The 19400-nt window shown below is 70.2% G+C and carries 17 protein-coding genes and 1 riboswitch; of the genes, 9 read left to right on the top strand and 8 right to left on the bottom strand.

What is annotated here, in order from left to right:
- The first annotated feature begins 116 nt into the window (after positions 1-116).
- Entirely contained in the window at positions 117-842 is a 726-nt protein-coding gene (locus CI785_RS02945) for a polyprenol monophosphomannose synthase (RefSeq protein WP_105030617.1), read from the top strand.
- 91 nt (positions 843-933) lie between these two features.
- Here the strand turns inward: CI785_RS02945 and CI785_RS02940 are convergent, their stop codons facing one another.
- The 4 genes from CI785_RS02940 to CI785_RS02925 all read right to left on the bottom strand — a co-directional run bounded on the left by CI785_RS02940 (position 934) and on the right by CI785_RS02925 (position 4068).
- Positions 934-1281, bottom strand: a complete 348-nt coding sequence (locus CI785_RS02940; protein WP_104051092.1) for an RNA polymerase-binding protein RbpA — start codon at positions 1279-1281, stop codon at positions 934-936.
- A gap of 301 nt (positions 1282-1582) precedes the next feature.
- A complete protein-coding gene (locus CI785_RS02935) occupies positions 1583-2515 on the bottom strand; it encodes an SPFH domain-containing protein (RefSeq protein WP_105030616.1) in 933 nt (310 codons plus the stop codon).
- Between the two features lie 75 nt (positions 2516-2590).
- Positions 2591-3076 (bottom strand): NfeD family protein, encoded by a 486-nt coding sequence (locus tag CI785_RS02930; RefSeq protein ID WP_105030615.1) that lies wholly within the window; start codon positions 3074-3076, stop codon positions 2591-2593.
- 104 nt (positions 3077-3180) lie between these two features.
- On the bottom strand, positions 3181-4068 hold the full coding sequence (locus CI785_RS02925; RefSeq protein WP_105030614.1) for a putative RNA methyltransferase: 888 nt from the start codon (positions 4066-4068) through the stop codon (positions 3181-3183).
- Between the two features lie 69 nt (positions 4069-4137).
- Here CI785_RS02925 and CI785_RS02920 point away from each other — a divergent pair, with 69 nt between their 5' ends.
- Positions 4138-6180, top strand: coding sequence for a S9 family peptidase (locus tag CI785_RS02920; RefSeq protein ID WP_105030613.1), 2043 nt, complete (start codon positions 4138-4140; stop codon positions 6178-6180).
- A gap of 19 nt (positions 6181-6199) precedes the next feature.
- On the opposite strand, the gene CI785_RS02915 is transcribed toward CI785_RS02920, so the two are convergent.
- Positions 6200-6856, bottom strand: coding sequence for a peptide deformylase (locus CI785_RS02915; RefSeq protein WP_105030612.1), 657 nt, complete (start codon positions 6854-6856; stop codon positions 6200-6202).
- A 167-nt stretch (positions 6857-7023) separates the two neighbouring features.
- On the opposite strand from CI785_RS02915, the gene CI785_RS02910 reads away from it, so the two are divergent.
- Positions 7024-9423: an ATP-binding cassette domain-containing protein gene (locus CI785_RS02910; protein WP_105030611.1), complete on the top strand. Its 2400-nt coding sequence runs from the start codon at positions 7024-7026 to the stop codon at positions 9421-9423.
- Positions 9424-9489: 66 nt separating this feature from the next.
- Here CI785_RS02910 and CI785_RS02905 read toward each other — a convergent pair whose 3' ends face one another.
- Together CI785_RS02905 and CI785_RS02900 are read right to left on the bottom strand one after the other, a co-directional pair.
- Complete coding sequence (locus CI785_RS02905; protein ID WP_105030610.1) at positions 9490-10662, bottom strand: ATP-binding protein; 1173 nt, start codon at positions 10660-10662, stop codon at positions 9490-9492.
- A gap of 415 nt (positions 10663-11077) precedes the next feature.
- Positions 11078-11290 (bottom strand): hypothetical protein, encoded by a 213-nt coding sequence (locus CI785_RS02900; RefSeq protein WP_105030609.1) that lies wholly within the window; start codon positions 11288-11290, stop codon positions 11078-11080.
- 302 nt (positions 11291-11592) lie between these two features.
- Here CI785_RS02900 and CI785_RS02895 point away from each other — a divergent pair, with 302 nt between their 5' ends.
- Both CI785_RS02895 and CI785_RS02890 read left to right on the top strand, forming a co-directional pair.
- A complete protein-coding gene (locus CI785_RS02895) occupies positions 11593-12495 on the top strand; it encodes a diacylglycerol/lipid kinase family protein (protein ID WP_105030608.1) in 903 nt (300 codons plus the stop codon).
- A gap of 35 nt (positions 12496-12530) precedes the next feature.
- The gene (locus CI785_RS02890; RefSeq protein WP_105030607.1) at positions 12531-12959 is read left to right on the top strand and encodes a VOC family protein; all 429 of its coding nucleotides are present in this window, start codon (positions 12531-12533) and stop codon (positions 12957-12959) included.
- Between the two features lie 82 nt (positions 12960-13041).
- On the opposite strand, the gene CI785_RS02885 is transcribed toward CI785_RS02890, so the two are convergent.
- Positions 13042-14562, bottom strand: a complete 1521-nt coding sequence (locus CI785_RS02885; protein ID WP_105030606.1) for a CYTH and CHAD domain-containing protein — start codon at positions 14560-14562, stop codon at positions 13042-13044.
- 154 nt (positions 14563-14716) lie between these two features.
- Positions 14717-14845: riboswitch (SAM riboswitch) on the top strand.
- Between the two features lie 177 nt (positions 14846-15022).
- Between CI785_RS02885 and CI785_RS02880 the strand changes: the two genes are divergently transcribed.
- The 4 genes from CI785_RS02880 to CI785_RS02865 all read left to right on the top strand — a co-directional run.
- On the top strand, positions 15023-16633 hold the full coding sequence (locus CI785_RS02880) for an ABC transporter substrate-binding protein (RefSeq protein WP_157940134.1): 1611 nt from the start codon (positions 15023-15025) through the stop codon (positions 16631-16633).
- Positions 16634-17566: an ABC transporter permease gene (locus tag CI785_RS02875; protein WP_105030604.1), complete on the top strand. Its 933-nt coding sequence runs from the start codon at positions 16634-16636 to the stop codon at positions 17564-17566. It begins immediately after the preceding gene.
- Positions 17563-18474: an ABC transporter permease gene (locus tag CI785_RS02870; protein ID WP_105030603.1), complete on the top strand. Its 912-nt coding sequence runs from the start codon at positions 17563-17565 to the stop codon at positions 18472-18474. Before CI785_RS02875 ends, CI785_RS02870 begins: the two co-directional genes overlap by 4 nt.
- Positions 18471-19400: ATP-binding cassette domain-containing protein (locus CI785_RS02865; protein ID WP_157940133.1), on the top strand; the 930-nt coding region annotated here is incomplete at its 3' end. The genes CI785_RS02870 and CI785_RS02865, both read left to right, overlap by 4 nt.

Raw genomic sequence — 19400 nt, 5'->3', positions numbered from 1 at the left:
GGGCGGCGGGGGTTACCCGGATGCGGCGGGCGCGTCGCCTATGCTTGGACTCGTTCCGCTGTGTGCGGAGCGGTCCCTGCGCGTTGCGCATCCCCTGATGGAAAGGCCCCGGCTGCGTGCGAGTCGTCACGATCATCCCCACCTACAACGAGATCGAGTCGCTCCCGTTGACCCTCGCCCGCCTGCGTGCGGCGGTCCCGGCGTCGGACGTCCTGATCGTCGACGACAACAGCCCCGACGGTACCGGTGATCTCGCCGACCGGGCAGCGGCGGCCGACGGGCAGGTCCACGTGCTGCACCGCACGGGCAAGGAGGGCCTGGGCGCGGCGTACATCGCCGGTTTCCGGTGGGCCCTGGCCCGGGATTACGACGTGCTGGTGGAGATGGACGCCGATGGCTCCCACAGACCCGAACAACTGCCCTCGCTGCTGGATGCGGTGGACCGGGCGGACCTGGTGATCGGCAGCCGCTGGGTGCCCGGGGGCAGTGTGGTGAACTGGCCCGCGCACCGCAAGCTGCTCTCGCGCGCGGGCAGCACCTACTCGCGCCTGATGCTGGGCCTGCCCGTGCGCGACATCACCGCCGGGTTCCGGGCCTTCCGCCGTTCCACCCTGGAGGCCCTGGACCTGTCCGCGGTGGCATCGGTGGGGTATGGCTTCCAGGTCGATATGACCTTCCGGGTCGCCCGGCAGCGCCTGACGATCGTGGAGGTCCCGATCACGTTCGTCGAGCGTGAGCTCGGTGATTCGAAGATGAGCGGCAACATCGTCTTCGAGGCCATCGCCAATGTCACCCGGTGGGGACTCGGTGCCCGCTGGCGCACACTCACCGGACGGGGCTGACCCCGGCACCCACCCGGACGCAGAAGGGGCACCCGCCACCGCGGGTGCCCCTTCTGCATGCCCGACGCCAGGATCGCGTCGCGTCCATCGGCTAGGCCGAGCGGCGCTCTCCACGACGCTCGCGCAGGATGGTCAGGCGGTCCTGCAGGATCTGCTCGAGTTCCTCGACGGAGCGGCGCTCGAGGAGCATGTCCCAGTGCGTGCGCACGGGCTTGTCGTTCGAGGTGTCAGGCTTCTCGCCGTCGACCAGGAGGGCCTCCTTGCCGGTCTTCGAGACCCAGGTGGCCGGGATCTCGGCCTCGGACGAGAAGGTCACGAAGACCCGCTCGCCGTCCTCGCACCGGTACTCGACCCGCTGCCGCGGAGCGGGCTCGACGCCGGATTCCGTCTCCATGGACTGCGCTCCGAGGCGCATGCCGCGCAGGCTGCGATCGCTCATGATTGTCTCCTACTCACCGTGGCCCCCGTTCGCCGGAAGCCGTTGCCGCTGTTCTTTCCCGAAGATCCCCGGGCCGTGTCACCGACACACCCGGTACCGCTGCCACCGGGAGGTGGAAGGGAAGCCGTCTGTACAACACCATGCCGTGCGGGGATGTTCCCGCAGGCGAAGGGGTAAACACCTAAGTATACAGGTCAGCCCGCGTGACGCCGCCGGCACGCCGGCACTTGCCGGCACCTGCCGGGAACCACGAGGGCCGCCACCGCCGGAGCGGTGGCGGCCCTCGTGCCCGGGCGGCGGATCAGCCGCGGGAGACCATCTCCGGTCCGTCGGCGGGGGAGTCCGGCGTGGTGGTCCCCAGCACGTTGCCGATGCCCTTCAGGGCCTCACCGACCTCGCTCGGGATGATCCAGAGCTTGTTCGCCGAACCATCGGCCAGTTTTGGCAGCGTCTGCAGGTACTGGTAGGCAAGAAGCTTCTGCGTCGGGTTGCCCTTGTGGATCGCGTCGAACACCTTGTGGATGGCCTGCGCCTCGCCGTCGGCGCGGAGGATCGCGGCCTTCGCGTCACCCTCTGCGGCCAGGATGGCGGCCTGACGCTGGCCCTCGGCGGTCAGGATCGCGGACTGCTTGGTGCCCTCCGCCGTGAGGATCGCGGCGCGGCGGTCGCGCTCGGCACGCATCTGCTTCTCCATCGAGTCCTGGATGGAATGGGGCGGGTCGATGGCCTTGAGCTCCACGCGGCCCACCCGGATGCCCCACCTACCCGTGGCCTCGTCGAGGACGCCGCGGAGCTGCCCGTTGATCTGGTCGCGCGAGGTGAGGGCCTCCTCGAGGTTCAGCCCGCCGACCACGTTCCGCAGGGTGGTGGTGGTCAGCTGCTCCACGGCCTGGATGTAGTTGGCGATCTCGTAGGTCGCCGCACGCGGGTCCGTGACCTGGAAATAGACCACCGTGTCGATGGACACCACGAGGTTGTCCTCGGTGATCACGGGCTGCGGAGGGAAGGAGACCACCTGCTCGCGCAGGTCGAGCAGCGGCAGCAGCCGGTCGACGAACGGGATCAGGATGGTCAGGCCCGGGTTCAGCGTCCTCTGGTACTTTCCGAGCCGCTCGACGACGCCGGCGCGTGCCTGCGGAATGATCCTGACCGACTTCACGAGTACGACCAGGACGAAGATGACGAGGACGATCAGGACGATGGTGAGTCCGATTCCTCCGGCGGAGCCGTTCATGGATCCCCTTGCGTTGTGGTGGGTGCACCCGTCAGGGCCGGTGTGTGGCCCGGGGGTGCGGGAAGAGTGGGGCGCCTACGCGTCGGCGACGGGAGGCGCGGGGCGGTCGTCCCGCGAGGCAGCGGGCTCGACGACGGCGGTGGCGCCGTCGATCCTCGCGACGGACAGGCGCGTCCCGGCGGGAAGGGCGGCGCCGTCGGCCGAGCGGGCGGTCCAGGTGTCGCCGCCGATCTTCACCGTCCCGGAGTGGGCCGTCACGGGTTCCAGGGCGAGGGCCGAGGCCCCGACGAGACGGTCGATGTTGTTCAGCTGGTCCGCCGGGCCCTTGCGGAGGTGGCGGACGGCGATGGGCCGGACGAGCAGGATCATGAGCAGGGACACGACCGCGAAGACGACGATCTGCAGGACGAGCCCCGCGCCGGCGAACGTCGCGACGAGGGCGGCCAGCGCGCCGACGGACAGCATGAGGAAGAACAGGTCGAGGGTTAGGGTCTCCACGGCAGCCAGTCCCAGGAACAGCACCAGCCACAGGATCCAGCCGTTGTCGAGCAACCACTCCATCGAGCATCCCCCTCGTATCCCGGCCGCAGGAAGCTGCCGGTCCTCCCATTCTGGCAAACGCCTCCGACATAACCTAGGCTCCGGACCCCGGCCCGGGGCAGTCGTTACCCTTCCGTGCCTTCGGGATCCCGTATGGGCCCCTCCCGGTCGGGCGAGAACCCCGGCGCGACCAGCACCTGGACCGTGAAGCGTGCCGCGACCTCGAGGGGCGCGGCCGGCCCTACCACGGGACCCGCCTGCCCGGCCCGTGCATGGCGCGCCGCGGGTCCCATGACCAGCGCCGAGCGCGCCAGGTCCTGTGGCAGGGACATCACGTAGTCGAGGTCCTCGCGGGCGGCCTCCACCAGCGCGCCCCCGAAGGAGGCGAGGACGTCGTCGGCCTTGTATGCGGGCACGGACAGGAGCGGTCCCACCGCCTCGAGCCCGGCGAGGTGGCCCGGCCGCGGCGTGACGACGACGACGCACCCGCCCGGTGCCAGCACGCGGACGAACTCGTCGGCGTTCCTGGGTGCGAAGACGTTCAGGAGGACGTCCACCGAGCCGGAGGCGAACGGCAGCGGGCGCCAGACGTCCCAGACGATGCTGATGCCGCCGGGGAGCCTGCGGGCGGCACGCCGCAGGGCCGCCTTGGACAGATCGAGCGCGACGGGGAAGACCCCCGGAGCCGTGCCCGCGAGCCCGTCCAGGTAGTACCCCGTGCCTGCACCGGCATCGAGGACCACGCCGGGTGCCGATGCGTGCGCGAGCGCTGCCGCGACGACCGCGCGGCGCAGAGGCTCGTAGGCGCCCGAGCCCAGGAACTGCTCCCGTGCGTCCACCATCTCGGCGGTATCGCCCTCGAACGGCGAGCCCCTGCCTGTCAGCAGGTTAAAGTAGCCCTGACGGGCCGCATCGAACCGGTGACCCTGCGCGCAGGCCAGGGTGCGGTCCGTCTCCTCCAGCGGGGAGGCGCAGACAGGGCAGACCAGGAGGTCGCGGGGGAGCGGAGGCACCGTCCCATCCTAGAGAGACTCTCCGCCCTACCGTTGACTCAGGCCACCGTTTCGGGTCTAGTCGGAAGGGTGAAACCACACCAGATCGAACTCCTGACCACCACGGGCACCCCGACGCTGCACCCCGACGGCTCCCGCCTCGTGGTCGCCGCGACCCGCCCCGACCTCCGCGCCGACTCCTATGTGGGCCAGCTGTGGGAGCTCACGTTCGAGGGCGGCCGCCGACGGCTGACCCGGGGATTCCGTGACACCGCCCCGCAGTACTCGCGCGACGGCGAGCTCCTCGTGTTCCTCCGGGCGGCGCCGGGCGGCAAACCGCAGCTGTTCGCGGTGCGCGCCGCCGGCGGCGAGCCCGTGCAGCTGACGGACCAGCCCCTGGGCGTCGCCCACTTCGACATCGCACCCGACGCGCGGACGATCGTCTTCGCCGCGAGGGTGGCGGAGACCGGACGCTACGGCACCCTGGACGGCGTGGGTGCTGGCCAGGAGGACCCACGCCTGATCACCGGGTACAAGTACCGCATGAACGGCCTGGGCTACACGACGGACAAGCGCTCGCAGGTGTTCATCGTGGCCGTGCCCGACCTCGATGCCGAACCGTTCGTCGCCGCCGTCGGCCGGCGCGGGCAGCAGCACGACGACGGACCGGGCGCCCTGGAGGAGCAGGGCGCGGTGCCCGCCGCCCGGCAGGTGACGACGGCCGACGCCGATCACCTCGAACCGGTCTTCTCCACCGACGGACGGCGCATCCTCTTCACCGCCGCCCTCGCGGCGGACGCGGACTCCACGCTCGTGTCCGACATCCACTCGGTGGACCTCGACGGCGGCGACCCCCGGCAGCTGACGAACCTGACCGGGGACACCCGGCTCGGCTGCAGCGCACCCCGGCCCGGCGCCGACGGCACGTCGCTGTTCTTCCTGGCCTCGGACCTGTCCCCGTCGGGGCTGGACTTCGTGGCCCGCAACACGGCCCTCTACGTCCTGCCGCTGGCGGACCCGCAGGACGTGCGGCGCCTCACCGACCCGGAGACCGTCGACCTCGGAGAGGTCCAGGAGATCGTCGCCGACGGACCGGACTCCGTCCTCGTCGTCAACCGCTCACGCGGCGCGGGCGAGCTGCTGCGCGTCTCGGCGGCGGGGCGGAGCGACACGCTCGTCACCGGCCCCACCGTGGTGACCGGGGCCGCTGCGGCGGGCGGCGCCGTCGTCGTGTCCTACACCGACCCGTCCACCTCCGGGGACGTCGCCGTCGTCGACGGCTCCTCGCTGCGGCCGGTCTCGGACTTCTCCGCCCCGCTGCGCGAGCAGACGCGCGTGGGAGACCTGCAGGAGCGCTCCTACCCGGCACCCGACGGCACGCCCGTGCACGGATGGGTGGTCCTGCCCGAGGGGGAGGGCCCGCACCCGGTGCTGCTCGTCATCCACGGCGGCCCCTTCGCCCAGTACGGGTGGGGGTACTTCGACGAGGCCCAGGTGTACGCCGCCGCGGGTTATGCGGTGCTGCTGTGCAACCCCCGCGGCGCCGCCGGCTACGGGCAGGAGCACGGGCGGGTCATCAAGGAGGCGATGGGCACGGTGGACCTCGACGACGTCCTCGGCTTCCTGGACGGCGCGCTCGCGGAGTTCGATGCCATGGACACCGGACGCCTCGGCGTCATGGGCGGCTCCTACGGGGGCTACCTGACGGCATGGACCATCGCCCACGACCACCGGTTCGAGGCGGCGATCGTCGAGCGGGGGTATCTCGATCCGCCGTCGTTCGTGGGATCATCGGACATCGGCTGGTTCTTCTCGGAGCAGTACACGGGCACGGATCCCGCGCACGTGGCGGAGCAGAACCCGTTCGCGCAGATCGGACAGGTGCGGACCCCGGCGTTCGTCATCCACTCCGAGGAGGATCTGCGGTGCCCGATCGAGCAGGCACAGCGGTACTACACGGCGCTGAAGAAGCAGGGTGTCGAGACCGAGCTGCTCGTGTTCCCCGGCGAGACGCACGAGCTCTCACGGTCGGGCACTCCCTGGCACCGCCGGCAGCGCTTCGAGCACATCCTGCGCTGGTGGGCGCGGTACCTGCCCACCGACGCCAACCCGGCTGACAGCGCCGCCCGGTAGGCGCACGGCGTGGTGGGGCTCAGAAACCGAGGCCCCGCCGCGCGTCGTCGACGGTCGGCTGCGCCCACCGGGGATGCTCCTGGTCGGCACTGAGGGACCGCAGGACCGCCCTGTCCAGGTACAGCTGCCCGTTCAGGTGGTCGGTCTCGTGCTGGACGATCCGGGCCGGCCAGCCCTCGAAGCCCTCCGTGACGGTGACGCCGTCGGGCCGTGTGTAGGTGGCGGTGATGCTCGCGGGGCGCTCGACGACGGCCTGGTAGCCGGGAACGGAGAGGCAGCCCTCGTAGAACGAGGCCACGCTCCCGTCCGCGGCTTCGTAGCGGGGGTTGATGATCACCGTGAAGGGCAGGGGAGTGCGGGCCCGTGCCGCGGCGACCTCCGGGTCCTGGACGCCCTGATCCTCCAGCACGGCGATCCTCAGGGGGATGCCGATCTGCGGTGCGGCGAGGCCCACGCCCGGGGCCTCGTGCATCACCCGGCGCATCGTGGAGATCAGGTTCCCCAGGACGGCGTCGTCGAGCTGCCCGTCGAAGTCCTGCGCAGGCCGGCGCAGCACGGGGTCGCCCGCGCGTACGATCGCCGGCAGGTCCTGCGCCAGCACGGCACCCACCAGCTCCACGAGGGCCGCGGGGGGCAGGTTGGGACTGAGGTGGTTGCCCGGAGCAGCTGACGTCATCCCTCCAGCAAATCACAATCGCGGACAGGAACGGGCGCCCACCCCATTGCTCGTCGCGGCACGACGACGGAGAATCAGACGTGCTGCCCGCGGCCGGTTGTGCGGCGCGGCTCCCCGAGACGGACACCGGCGGCGCGCTGAGGCGGCCCCCGAAGGATGGAGGCACCATGAGCACGGCCACGACGGACGCGCAGCAGGCGGGGGCAGAGGGAGCGGCGCACGCTGCGGACAGCCACGACCTCATCCGGGTCCAGGGCGCACGGGAGAACAACCTCAAGGACATCACCATCGACATCCCGAAGCGCCGACTGTCGGTCTTCACCGGCGTCTCGGGGTCGGGCAAGAGCTCGCTGGTCTTCGACACCATCGCCGCCGAGTCGCAGCGCATGATCAACGAGACGTACAGCGCCTTCCTGCAGGGGTTCATGCCGCCACTCGCCCGGCCCGAGGTGGACGTCCTCGAGGGGCTCACGACGGCGATCATCGTGGACCAGGAACGCATGGGCGCCAACCCGCGCTCCACCGTGGGCACCGCCACCGACGTCAACGCCATGCTGCGGATCGTGTTCTCGCGCCTGGGCCGGCCGCAGATCGGGCCCCCGCAGGCCTTCTCCTTCAACGTCGCCTCGGTCAGCGGGGCCGGTGCCGTCACGATCGAACGCGGCGGCACCACCGTCAAGGAGCGCCGCAGCTTCACCGTGACCGGTGGCATGTGCCCGCGGTGCGAGGGCATGGGGTCCGTGACGGACATGGACCTCACGCAGCTCTACGACGACACGAAGTCCCTCAACGCCGGAGCGCTGACCATCCCCGGCTACAGCATGGAGGGCTGGTACGGCCGGATCTACAGCGCCACGGGCTTCTTCGACGCCGACAAGCCCATCCGGGACTTCACGAAGCGGGAGCTGCAGGACCTGCTCTACAAGGAGCCGACCAAGATCAAGGTGGATGGCATCAACATCACCTACGAGGGCCTCATCCCGAAGATCCAGAAGTCTATGCTGTCCAAGGACCGCGAGGCGATGCAGCCGCACATCCGCGCGTTCGTGGACCGGGCGGTCACCTTCACCACCTGCCCGGACTGCGACGGGACGCGCCTCAGCGAGGCTGCACGGTCCTCGAAGGTCGCCGGGATCAGCATCGCCGACGCCTGCGCCCTGCAGATCAGCGACCTCGCGGTTTGGGTGCGGGGGCTGCGTGAGCCGTCGGTCGCGCCGCTGCTGACCGCACTGGGGGAGACCCTCGACTCCTTCGTGGAGATCGGGCTCGGTTATCTCAGCCTCGACCGCCCGTCGGGCACACTGTCGGGCGGCGAGTCCCAGCGGACCAAGATGATCCGTCATCTCGGGTCGTCCCTGACGGACATCACCTACGTCTTCGACGAGCCGACGATCGGGCTGCACCCGCATGACATCCAGCGCATGAACGACCTGCTGCTGCGCCTGCGGGACAAGGGCAACACGGTGCTCGTGGTGGAGCACAAGCCCGAGATGATCGCGATCGCCGACCATGCGGTGGACCTCGGCCCGGGCGCAGGGACGGGGGGCGGCACGGTGTGCTTCGAGGGAACCGTGGAGGGGCTGCGGCGCAGCGGAACCCTGACGGGCAGGCACCTCGACGACCGGGCTGCCCTGAAGGCCTCCGTGCGCCCGCCCCGGGGGGAGCTGGAGATCAGGGGAGCCACCTCCCACAACGTGCGCGACGTCGACGTCGACATCCCGCTCGGCGTCCTGTGCGTGGTCACGGGCGTGGCCGGATCCGGCAAGAGCTCGCTGATCCACGGCTCCGTGTCGCCCCGGGAGGGCGTGGTCGCAGTGGACCAGACGGCCATCAAGGGCTCCCGGCGCAGCAACCCGGCGACCTACACCGGGATGCTCGAGTCCATCCGCAAGGCGTTCGCGAAGGCCAACGGGGTCAAGCCCGCCCTGTTCAGCGCCAACTCGGAGGGTGCGTGCCCCACCTGCAACGGCGCCGGCGTCATCTTCACGGACCTGGCCATGATGGCGGGCGTCGCGACGACCTGCGAGGTGTGCGGCGGCAAGCGCTTCATGGCCGAGGTGCTGGAGTACAGGCTCGACGGCAAGGACATCAGCGAGGTCCTTGCGATGCCCGTCACCGAGGCCACCGGGTTCTTCGGGGCGGGCGAGGCGAGGGTGCCGGCCGCCCACGCGATCCTCGGCCGCCTGTCCGACGTCGGACTCGGGTATCTCAGCCTCGGGCAGCCCCTGACCACCCTGTCCGGCGGCGAGCGTCAACGCCTCAAGCTCGCCACGCACATGGGGGAGAAGGGCGGCATCCTTGTCCTCGACGAGCCCACGGCCGGGCTGCACCTGGCCGACGTCGAGAACCTGCTCGGCCTGCTGGACCGGCTCGTGGACGCCGGCAAGTCGGTGATCGTCATCGAGCACCACCAGGCCGTCATGGCGCATGCGGACTGGATCATCGACATCGGGCCGGGCGCGGGACACGACGGCGGCAAGGTCGTCTTCGAGGGGACCCCGGCGGATCTCGTGGCGTCGCGGTCCACGCTGACCGGCCGGCACCTCGCGGAGTACGTGGGCGCGTGACCCGCACCTCCGCCTCGTCCCGGTTCGGGGTCCCGCCCGCGGTAGGACCGGGTGGGCCGCCCGCGTCTAGTCGTCGTGCTGGCGGAGGATGAAGGCGGCCATTCCCGGCACGGTGAAGGCCACCCGCCCGTATTCGGGGGAGTAGATGATGCCCTTGCTGATGAGCTGCGCCCTGGCCGGGCCCAGTGCCGTCATCTTCACACCGAGCCGCTCGGCGATCCGGCTGGTGCTCGATCCCGCGTCCCCGTCGTGCGCCATCGCCTTCAGGTAGCCGCGTTCCCTGCGGGTGGCCCGCCCCCAGCGGGAGGAGAAGAAGCCGGCGTCGAGCTGGCTCCGACCGATCGCGACCGCGACCTCGGCATCCTCCTCCGTGAACGGCGTGCCGGGGGACGCGTCCCAGATCGCCTTCCCGAACTCCTGGATGAAGTAGGGATACCGCCCGGAGGCGTCGAGCAGGGTCCCCAGGGCGCTCGCGGAGAACTCAGCACCCATCTCCCTGGCCGGTCGGGTCAGCGCATAGGCGGCATCGTCGTCGTCGAGCGGACCGATCGTGCGGTAGGTGAACAACCTCTCGGCGTAGGTCCTGGCCTCACTGAGCGTCGTGGGGAGATTGGGCAGGCCGGCGCCGATGATGTAGAACGGCCAGCCCCGCTGACCGGCTGCGTGCTGCACGGTGATGAGGGCGGTGAGCAGTTCGTGGTCGAGGTCCTGCATCTCGTCGATGAAGACCGCGAACGCGCTCCTGTCGGCCTTCAGCGCGAGCGACACGTCCTCGACCAGCTCCTCGAGGTCGATGTCGATGGTGCCCGAGTTCGCCCGGTCGGAGCCCAGGTCCAGCTCCGCCTTGATGCCCGGGACTCCGAGGGCGACGTTGAACGACTGTATGGTCCCGAAGGCCTGCCGGAGGCGGTCCTTGCCCGACGGTCCGTTGTACCGGCGGGCGGCCGAGGTGAGTTCCCGCGCGAATTTCTCCCGCACCTCCGTGAAGCCCTGGGCTTCGGGCTTGCCCTCGAGCCAGATGGTGAACCAGCCATGGTTGTCCGCATGGGCCCGGAGGTAGTTGAGGAGCACCGTCTTGCCGACACCACGGAGGCCGGACAGCACCATGCCCCGGTTCGGGAGATCGCGCTGGGTGCGTGCGACGATGAGGTCGAACGCGTCGATCTCCCTCTGGCGGCCTCCCATGACGCGCGGCGGCAGTCCTGATCCGGGGTTGTACGGGTTCAGTTCCAAGTGCATGTAGGGAAATATACGGGCTTATAGCGAAATCTGTATAACGCCCTAGAGGTTCGTAGTCATCGACCCACAGCCACCCTGGAACCGACCGAGCAGACCGGCGGAATGGTACATCCGGGCGCCGCCAGGCGTATGACTGTGGCCCCGTAGCGCCGCGCCTGTCGGCGCCCCGCGCTGCACGGCGCGGGCGCCGGTGGGCGGGACATCCACCGGCGGACGTCGGCTCTCGGTCCTGCTCGGAGGGATCGCGCAGCACGCGCTTTTCCCGATCCACAGGTGCCACGTCGGAGGGACCTGTATGGGACGCCGCGACGCCCCTTCCGGAGCCGCAGCAAATCGCCGATAATCTACATTATGTCAGGTAGCGGGTTTCCGCCCCTCCTCCAGTGTCCTGGAAACGCTGCCGGTCCGCCGTTCGTCAGCTGTTCTCGGTCCGGACAGGACTGTCGTCGATCTCCTCCAGAACGGGAGAATCCTCGTCCAGCACATCGGTGTCCTCCGCCGGTGGCGCATCTGCCGGCGCGGGACCGTCGCCGTCGGCGTCGGGCAACGTGCTGTGACCCGCCAAGGATGTCGAGAGCTCCTCGTCGGCGGTTTCGTCATGGGGCGGGCGTGCGGCGGATTCGTTCACGATGGATCTTCCTGTAGGGGTTGCCGGGTCCTCCGGCTGGCCCGGGAGGATCCTGCGCTGTGCGCACCCTCCCCGGATGGTCCCACCGTAGTGCTGTTCACGCCGCCGGGACATGAAGCCCACCGGCGCTCGGGGGTCTTGACGCAGCGACGATTCCGGCTGCCACTGCGGCTGCCGGGTGCACTCCGTCGGAACCGGGGAGAAATATTGGGGCGAGCCGGGGCTACTTATAATAAGCGTGCTTACTTATGCTGGGAGCTGCCGCTTCATACGAGAGTCAGCAACCACCGAAGGTACAGGCCATGGAATCACCCCGCAGGTTCGACGCGATCACGATCATCTTCAACCCCAACAGCACCGGGGACGCCCCGACGCTCGCAGAGGAGCTCCGGAACGAGCTGGCGCCCGCGCTGCCCGAGACCGATGTGCGGCTGACGCCCACCGAGCATGCGGGTCACGCCATCGATCTCGCGCGGGAGGCTGCGTCCGCAGGGAACGCGCTCGTGGTGTCCGTCAGTGGCGACGGCGGATACAACGAGGTGGTCAACGGTGTCATGGCCAGCGGGCGGGACGACGTCGTGAGCGCCGTCCTGGCGGCAGGCAATGCGAACGACCACAGTCGCGTCACGGGACGCAAGCCCCTGGGCGAGGCGATCGTGGAGGGCAACGTGCGCAGGATCGACCTGCTCCGCATCAGCATCGGCGGAACGGACGCCGTGCCCGCTGCCGATCCCGTGTACGCGCACTCGTACATCGGATTCGGCCTGACACCGATCATGGCGATCGACCTCGAGAAGGGCAGCAAGGGTGCCATGAAGGAGATGTTCTCCGTGGTGAGGACCTTCCGCAAGTTCAAGCCCTTCGAGATCCGGCAGAGCGACGGCAAGCGCCGGAAGTTCGACAGCCTCGTGTTCGCGAACATCTCCCAGATGGCGAAGTATGCGACCCTCAGCGAAGCCGACGACCACCCCGCCGACGGGAAATTCGAGGTCATCACCTTCCCGCACATGGCCAAGTGGAAGATCCTCCTGACCGCCCTGCGTGCCTCCACGAAGGGCCTGGGCGACCAGCCGAGCTACAGCCAGTACCGGTTCTCGACGCTGAAGCCCCTCCCCTACCAGATCGACGGCGAGGTCAAGGACGTCGCCGCCGGGACGGACATCACGATCGACAGCGTCCGCCAGGCGCTGGCCATCCTCGGCTGATCGACCCGCATCCGGGCAGCGCGTAGGCTCTCGCCATGGAGCAGCAACTGCACTTCATCACGCTTGCCACGCACGACCTCGACGACGCGCGGTCCTTCTACCAGGACGGGCTGGGATGGTCGCCGGCGCTGGACGTCCCCGACGAGGTGATCTTCTACCAGGTGGCACCCGGGCTCCTGCTCGGCCTGTTCCGCGCCGACAAGTTCGCCGAGGACCTCGGACTCGGGACGGCGCCCGCGCCGTCCGGCGTCACCCTGTCCCACAACGTCGGCAGCCGCGAGGAGGTGCACGACGTCGTCGCTGCCATGGCGCGTGCCGGCGGCGTCCTGCTCAAGGAGCCCCAGGAGAGCGCCTTCGGCGGCATCTTCCATGCCGCCGTGCGCGACCCGAACAAAATCGTCTGGGAGATCGCGCACAACCCGGGCTGGCACGTCCTGGACGACGGCACGGTCTCCATCAGCTGATACTCGGTGCGGGCGCCTCGTGCGTGGTGCGAGGGTCGCCCGCGACTCCCCCGGCGCCGGTCCCGTTCGCCGGTGTGCGTCGCTACTTCTTCTTCAGCGGCGTCGGGAAGTACTCCCATTCAGCGCGGAAACGTGCCTCGGCGTCCAGGGCCGCCACCTGTTCGAGGGCGTGCAGGCGGCCGTAGCTGAAGCCGTTCCCACCCTGCTGGGTGGCCGAGGCACCGAGCCGCCGCAGCAGGTCCCGGGTCACCACGCTGTCCTGGTGCTCGCCGAGGATCTTCTGGAGCCCCTGGGCCGCCTCGGCGATCCGCACCACCTTCTTCCGCCCGATCGGTGTGGCAGCCTCGGCCGCGTAGCGCACCCGTTTGGCGACCTTGCGCGCCTCGTGCAGGGCAGGATGGTCACCGAGCCCCGCAGGGTGGTTCCTCGCCTCGTGGACGACCGCCCAGAGCCGCTTCAGGTCGCGGTTGATCAGGGCAGGGAGCACCCGGTCCGCCGGTCCGGCCGCTCGCGGAGCAAGTGCCGGAGCGGCCAGGAGGGAATCGAGCGCGTCCAGCAGGCGGAAGTAGCGTTGTCCGTCGAGCGCCCGGAGGACCTTGGCGTGGGCCTTCCTGTAGCCGCCTCCCAGTTCCACCTCGACGGTGCGCTCCACCGGACCCAGCAGGAGGTCGGCCGGTTCACCGGCGAGCATCTCCCTGAGCCGTGCGTGCATCACCTGTGCGTCGCGCGCCGTGCCGAGGACCCCGGCCAGCCACTTCAGCTCCCCGCGCAGGAGGCGCACGGCGTCGGCGTCGTCGAGCAGGCTCCGGTAGGTCGCGAGCACCGATCGCGTCCGGCGCAGCGCGACCCTCATCCGGTGGATCGCGTCCTGCGCGTCGAGCCGCACCTGGGGGTCCTGCTGCTTCAGCGCCCGCACCTGCTCGTCGAGGTAGGCGAGCAGGACCGCTCCGGCGGTGCCGCCCGGCGTCACCGCGGCAACCCCGTCGACCGCGGCAGGAACCGCTCCGCCCAGGGCGCGTGCGAGCTTGGAGCCGTGAGCGGCAGGAGTGCCCCCCGCGGCGGCGATCACGGACTCGCCGGCGTCCAGCAGGTCCCTCGACCCGTCCACCAGCTCGAGCTCCCATTCGCGCCACTGCCGTCCGGACGATGCGGGGTGGAGCGCCTCGGCCTGCACATGGTCGTCCATGAGGTCGGCGAGGACCTCACCGCCGGTCCCTCGCAGGCGGTGGACGATCCGCCGCGTGCTCAGCCGGGCCACCGGCACCAGGGCGGCACCCCGGATGTGCACGCGGACCAACCCGAGGAGGGCCTTGGGCACGCCCTTCGAGCTCCCGCGCACCGGCTTCCTGTACTCGTGGCGCTCCTCCGGCCCGGCCGGGAGCTTCAGGTGCCATCCCGCGTCCTCGCCGCCCGTTCGCCGTCGCAGCGTGATCCGGTGGGAGGCGAGCCGCAGGTCCTCGGTGTCGTAGTACTCGGCCTCGAGGTGGTGCTCCGCCGGCTGGTCCACGCTCCCGACGCCGGGTAGGTCCATCAGGGACGGGAGCGGGGTGTCGTTCTCGACGTCGAACTTCCGCTCGATCTCGACTGCAGGGTCCAGAGCCATACGGCACTCTATATCGCAGCCCGCGCGGCAGTCAGCACTCCCCCGCCGACCGCCTTCTCACGGAACCATCGCCCGCGTCCGGGATATTCGTGGTACCCGTCATATTTCTTTTCATTGACCGAATAGGAGAATCGTCTGCCTATAGTTGTTCCAGCTTCAAGAGACGCGGTCGGAAAGCTCCGACTGGACCGCGCACCAACCCCATGTTCCTGGGTGGTTCGGATGACGAAGCGGCCTTCTCCTCGGCGCTGCGGCGCCGGTCCGGTGCGGGCAAGAGCATTTCGAAAGGCACTCATCGTGAACTGCACCGCCCTCCCCTAGCAGGATCCCCGGCGCCCGTCGCGCCCATTCTCTTCTTCACCCATTTCCCGGCACGCTGTGCTGCGCCGGAACGCCCGAAGGAACTCCCATGAATGCATCCGTAATTCCGCCTGCCCGAAATCGAAACACATTCCGCGAATTGACGGCCCTTTCCGCCGTCGCCCTGCTGGCCCTGGCCACCGGCTGCGCCGGCCCGGCCGGCCCGTCCGCCGGAGCGAACGGCGAGCCCGTGGCCGGCGGCATCCTCGACGTGTCCATCTCTGCCGAGCCGGGCTGCCTCGACGGCCACGGCATCTCCGCCACGCAGCAGCAGTTCCTGGGGCGCCTGATCTACGACAACGTGGTGACCCTGGACGAGGACGGGGACATCGCCCCCTACCTCGCCGAGTCGTGGGACGTCTCCGAGGACGGCAGGACCTACACGTTCCACCTGAAGCAGGGCGTCACCTTCAGCGACGGCTCCCCCTGGAACGCCGAGGTCCTCGGCCAGAACTTCGAGCACATGAGGGACCCGGCCACGAAGTCGCCCCTGGCCGCCGCCTACATCGCCCCCTACGTCGACGGCACGGTGATCGACGAGTACACCTTCGAGGCCCACCTCGCCTACCCCTACACCCCCTTCCTCTACACGCTCGCCCAGTCCTGGCTCGGCATGAACTCGGGCAAGGCCATCACCGAATCACCCGAGACGCTGTGCCAGGAGCCCATCGGGACGGGGCCGTTCACCGTCGCCGACTACCGGCCGGGCCAGAGCATCAGCTACACCAAGCGCGAGGGCTACGACTGGGCGCCCGAATGGCTGGAGGGCGACGGCGCCGCGCTGCTCGACGGCGTCGAGGTGACCCTCGTCAGCGAGCCGGTGATCCGCCACCAGTCCCTTGCGTCCGGCCAGTACGACCTGACGGAGAACCTCGCACCCCAGAACGCCGCGGCCGTGCAGGCGGATCCCGACTTCACCTACGAGAACCTCCCCCGGACCGGCAGCCCCTACGTGCTGAGCTTCAACCTGGGCCGTGCGCCGTTCGACGACCTCGCGGTCCGCCAGGCGTTCGCCGCCGCGGTGGACACGAAGGCCGTCACGGACAGCCTCGGCTTCGGCACCTACACACCGATCGACGGCTTCCTGTCGAAGGAGAGCAAGTACTACGACCCCACCGTGGAAGGCGTCCTCGCCCACGACCCCGAGCGTGCGAACGAACTGCTCGACGACGCCGGCTGGACCGGCCGCGACGACGAGGGCTTCCGCACGAAGGACGGCAAGCGACTCGTGGTCGAGGTGCCGACCGTGGAGAGTTCGACGCCGAGTCCCCTGCTCGTGCAGCTGCAGGGAGAGGCCCGCAAGGCAGGCTTCGACCTCCAGATCATCCAGCTCCCCCAGGCCCAGCTGACCGAACTCCGCTACGCCGGTGACTACGACGCGCTGGCCGGCGTGTGGCACACGAACACCACCGACGTGCTGTTCATCCGCTACCACTCCTCCGAGATCACGGGTGAGCGGATCGGTCAGAACTCCTCCTACGTGAACGACCCCGCACTCGACGAGCTGCTCGCGACGGCCCGGAAGGCCGACGACGGGCCCGAGGCCGCGGAGGCCTACGCGAAGGCCCAGCATCGGCTGCTCGAGATCGTTCCCGGCGTCCCGCTCTACGAGAACCCGAGCCAGTTCGCCTACGCGACCACGGTCCAGGGCGTCGCCGTGGACACCTCGCACCCCGTACCCGTGCTGACCTACGCGTGGAAGGCCGAGTAGGTGGCCGTGCTCCGGCGCATCCTCACGCGCCTGACCGTCGGGATCGGCGTCCTCTGGGGAGCCGCGACACTGACGTTCCTCGCGGTCTACCTCATCCCGGGTGACACGGCGCTGCTGATCCTCGGCGGTCCCGACGCCCGGCCCACCGCCGAGACGCTGGCGCAGGTGCGGGCCGACTACCTCCTCGACCAGCCGTTCATCGTGCAGTACGGCAGCTACCTGGGCAACCTGCTGCAGGGCGACCTCGGCCAGTCCTACCGGCTGCGACTGCCCGTCACGGAAGCGATCGGGCAGCAGATCGGCGCGACGGCGGCCCTCGCGGGCGCCGCCGTCGTCATCGCCCTGCCGCTCACGTTCGCGGTCGCGATCCTGTCGGCACAGCGCACCTCCTGGGTCCGGTCCATCGTCCCGGGGATCGAGGTGGTGTTCGCCGCGACGCCGACGTTCATCATCGGCTTCGCGCTGCTCATCGTCTTCTCGTTCACGCTGCGCTGGTTCCCCATCGGCGGGAACCAGGGCCCGGCCGCGCTCGTCCTCCCGGCGCTCACCCTCGCCCTGGCGGTCTTCGGGACCCTCTCGCAGGTCCTGCGCAACGAGCTCGACGACGTCCTGGAACAGCCGTTCATCCTGACGGCCCGCTCGCGCGGCATGCGCGACCTCCCGGTCCGGATCCGGCACGCCCTGCGCCACGCCGTCATCCCCGTCATGACGATGTCCGGGTTCGTCGTCGCAGCACTGCTCGGCGGGTCGGTGGTGGTCGAGACCCTCTTCAGCCGGCAGGGCATCGGCTCGCTCACCCTGGCCTCGGTCTACAACAAGGACCTGCCGGTCATCATCGGGATCGTGCTGCTCTCGGCCGCGGTCTACGTCGTCGTGAACCTCGTGATCGACCTCCTGTACACGCTCATCGACCCGAAAGTGGTGACGGCATGAGCATCGCCTCACGCACCATCCCGGCGGCCGTCGCCCCGTTGGCCGCACTCCCCGCACAGCCGTCCGCCCTTCAGGGTCCCGAGAGGGCGCGGCGGCGGCGGTGGCGCTTCCGTCCCGGCATCCTGCTCTCCTCGGCGTTCCTCCTGTGGCTCGCAGCTGCGGTCCTCGCGCCCGGCCTGCTCGCACCCGCCGACCCCTACGCGGTGGATCCGGCCCGGAGCTTCGAGGCGCCGGGCGCCGCCGCCTGGTTCGGGACGGACGACTCCGGTGCCGACAACTACACGCGCATCGTCCACGGTGCGGCGACCTCCCTGTACATCGGGATCGGCGCGACGGCCATCGGCGTGGTCGGCGGGACCGCGATCGGCCTCCTCGCAGGCCTCAACGGGAGGCTCGTCGAAGCCTCCGTGATGCGGTTCCTCGACGTCACCCTTGCCATCCCCGAGATCCTCCTCGCGCTCGTGGTCATCGGGATCATCGGCGGCGGCACGGAGAACGCCATCCTCGCGATCGGAGCCGGCAGCATCGCGTACTACGCCCGGATCACCCGGGCGCAGACGCACCTCGTCCGGCGGTCGGGCTTCGTCGAGGCCGCCCGGACCCTCGGCCTGCCGGCCTGGCGGATCCTGGTGACCCACACCCTGCCGAACGTCGTCAGGCCCGTGCTGGTCCTCGCGACCATCGGCGTCGGATCGGCCATCGGAGCGGGCGCGTCCCTGAGCTTCCTCGGACTCGGGACTCCGCCACCCGCGCCCGAATGGGGAGCCATGCTCTCCGCCGGGCGCAACTTCATCTCGAACGCGCCCTGGATGATCACGTTCCCCGCGGCCTTCCTCGTCGCCACCGTCCTGTCCATCACCGTCCTCGGGCGCGAGCTCCGCCGCCGTGCCGAAGGGAGGCTCGCATGAGCTCCACGACCCTGACTCCCCCCGTCCCGCCGATCCCGGTCGACACGCCCGTCGTCGAACTCGAGGGACTCTCCGTCGCGTTCGGCCACGGCATCCACCGCCGGGAGGTCGTCCACGACCTGAGTCTGTCCATCCGGCCGGGCGAGTGCCTCGCGCTCGTCGGTGAGTCGGGCTCCGGCAAGTCCGTCACCGCCCGGACCCTCGTGGGACTCACCGGCGCGGGTGCGCACGTCCGGTCCCGTACGCAGCACTTCAACGGCCAGGACGCCTCCACGTGGGGCGAACGCCAGTGGACGCGCGTCCGCGGCCGCGAGGCCGGATTCATCCTGCAGGACGCGCTGTCATCGCTCGACTCCCTCCGCACGGTGGGTGACGAGGTGGGCGAGGTCCTGCGCCTGCACGGAGACCTCGGCCGTGCAGCACGCCGCGAGCGCGTCGTCGACCTCCTGGCATCGGTCGGCGTGCCGGATCCCGAGATCCGGGCTGCCCAGTACCCGCACCAGCTCTCCGGCGGGCTCCGCCAGAGGGCGCTCATCGCCTCCGCGATCGCCGCGGACCCGGGCTTCCTCATCGCGGACGAGCCGACGACGGCGCTGGACGCGACGATCGCCGCGCAGGTCCTCCGCCTGCTGGGCGGTCTGAAGGGGGCCAGGACGGCGATGCTCGTGGTCAGCCATGACCTGGCCGTCGTCGCGGGCCTCGCCGATCGGGTGGCGGTCATGCGTGACGGCGTGATCGTGGAGGAGGGCAGCATGCAGGCCGTCCTCGGGGACCCCCGCCACCCCTACACGCAGGGCCTGCTGGCGGCGATCCCCTCGCGCTCGTCGCGCGGCCGCCGTCTGACGGTCGGCGAGCCCGAGGCGCCGGCCCACGCGGCGGCGTCGGCCCCCCTCGGGTCGACGACGCGGGGCCCGGGCCCGCAGGGC

Origin of the sequence: Arthrobacter ruber, from assembly GCF_002954225.1 — a bacterium.
GTDB classification, from domain to species: Bacteria; Actinomycetota; Actinomycetes; order Actinomycetales; family Micrococcaceae; genus Arthrobacter_D; species Arthrobacter_D ruber.
This window is presented reverse-complemented; position numbering and strand designations above follow the sequence as displayed.

Coding starts and splice junctions, on each gene's coding strand:
- CI785_RS02940 (WP_104051092.1), bottom strand. CDS start 1,281: ATGAGCGATCGCAGCCTGCGCGGCATGCGCCTCGGAGCGCAGTCCATG.
- CI785_RS02935 (WP_105030616.1), bottom strand. CDS start 2,515: ATGAACGGCTCCGCCGGAGGAATCGGACTCACCATCGTCCTGATCGTC.
- CI785_RS02930 (WP_105030615.1), bottom strand. CDS start 3,076: ATGGAGTGGTTGCTCGACAACGGCTGGATCCTGTGGCTGGTGCTGTTC.
- CI785_RS02915 (WP_105030612.1), bottom strand. CDS start 6,856: ATGACGTCAGCTGCTCCGGGCAACCACCTCAGTCCCAACCTGCCCCCC.
- CI785_RS02910 (WP_105030611.1), top strand. CDS start 7,024: ATGAGCACGGCCACGACGGACGCGCAGCAGGCGGGGGCAGAGGGAGCG.
- CI785_RS02905 (WP_105030610.1), bottom strand. CDS start 10,662: ATGCACTTGGAACTGAACCCGTACAACCCCGGATCAGGACTGCCGCCG.
- CI785_RS02895 (WP_105030608.1), top strand. CDS start 11,593: ATGGAATCACCCCGCAGGTTCGACGCGATCACGATCATCTTCAACCCC.
- CI785_RS02890 (WP_105030607.1), top strand. CDS start 12,531: ATGGAGCAGCAACTGCACTTCATCACGCTTGCCACGCACGACCTCGAC.
- CI785_RS02885 (WP_105030606.1), bottom strand. CDS start 14,562: ATGGCTCTGGACCCTGCAGTCGAGATCGAGCGGAAGTTCGACGTCGAG.
- CI785_RS02870 (WP_105030603.1), top strand. CDS start 17,563: ATGAGCATCGCCTCACGCACCATCCCGGCGGCCGTCGCCCCGTTGGCC.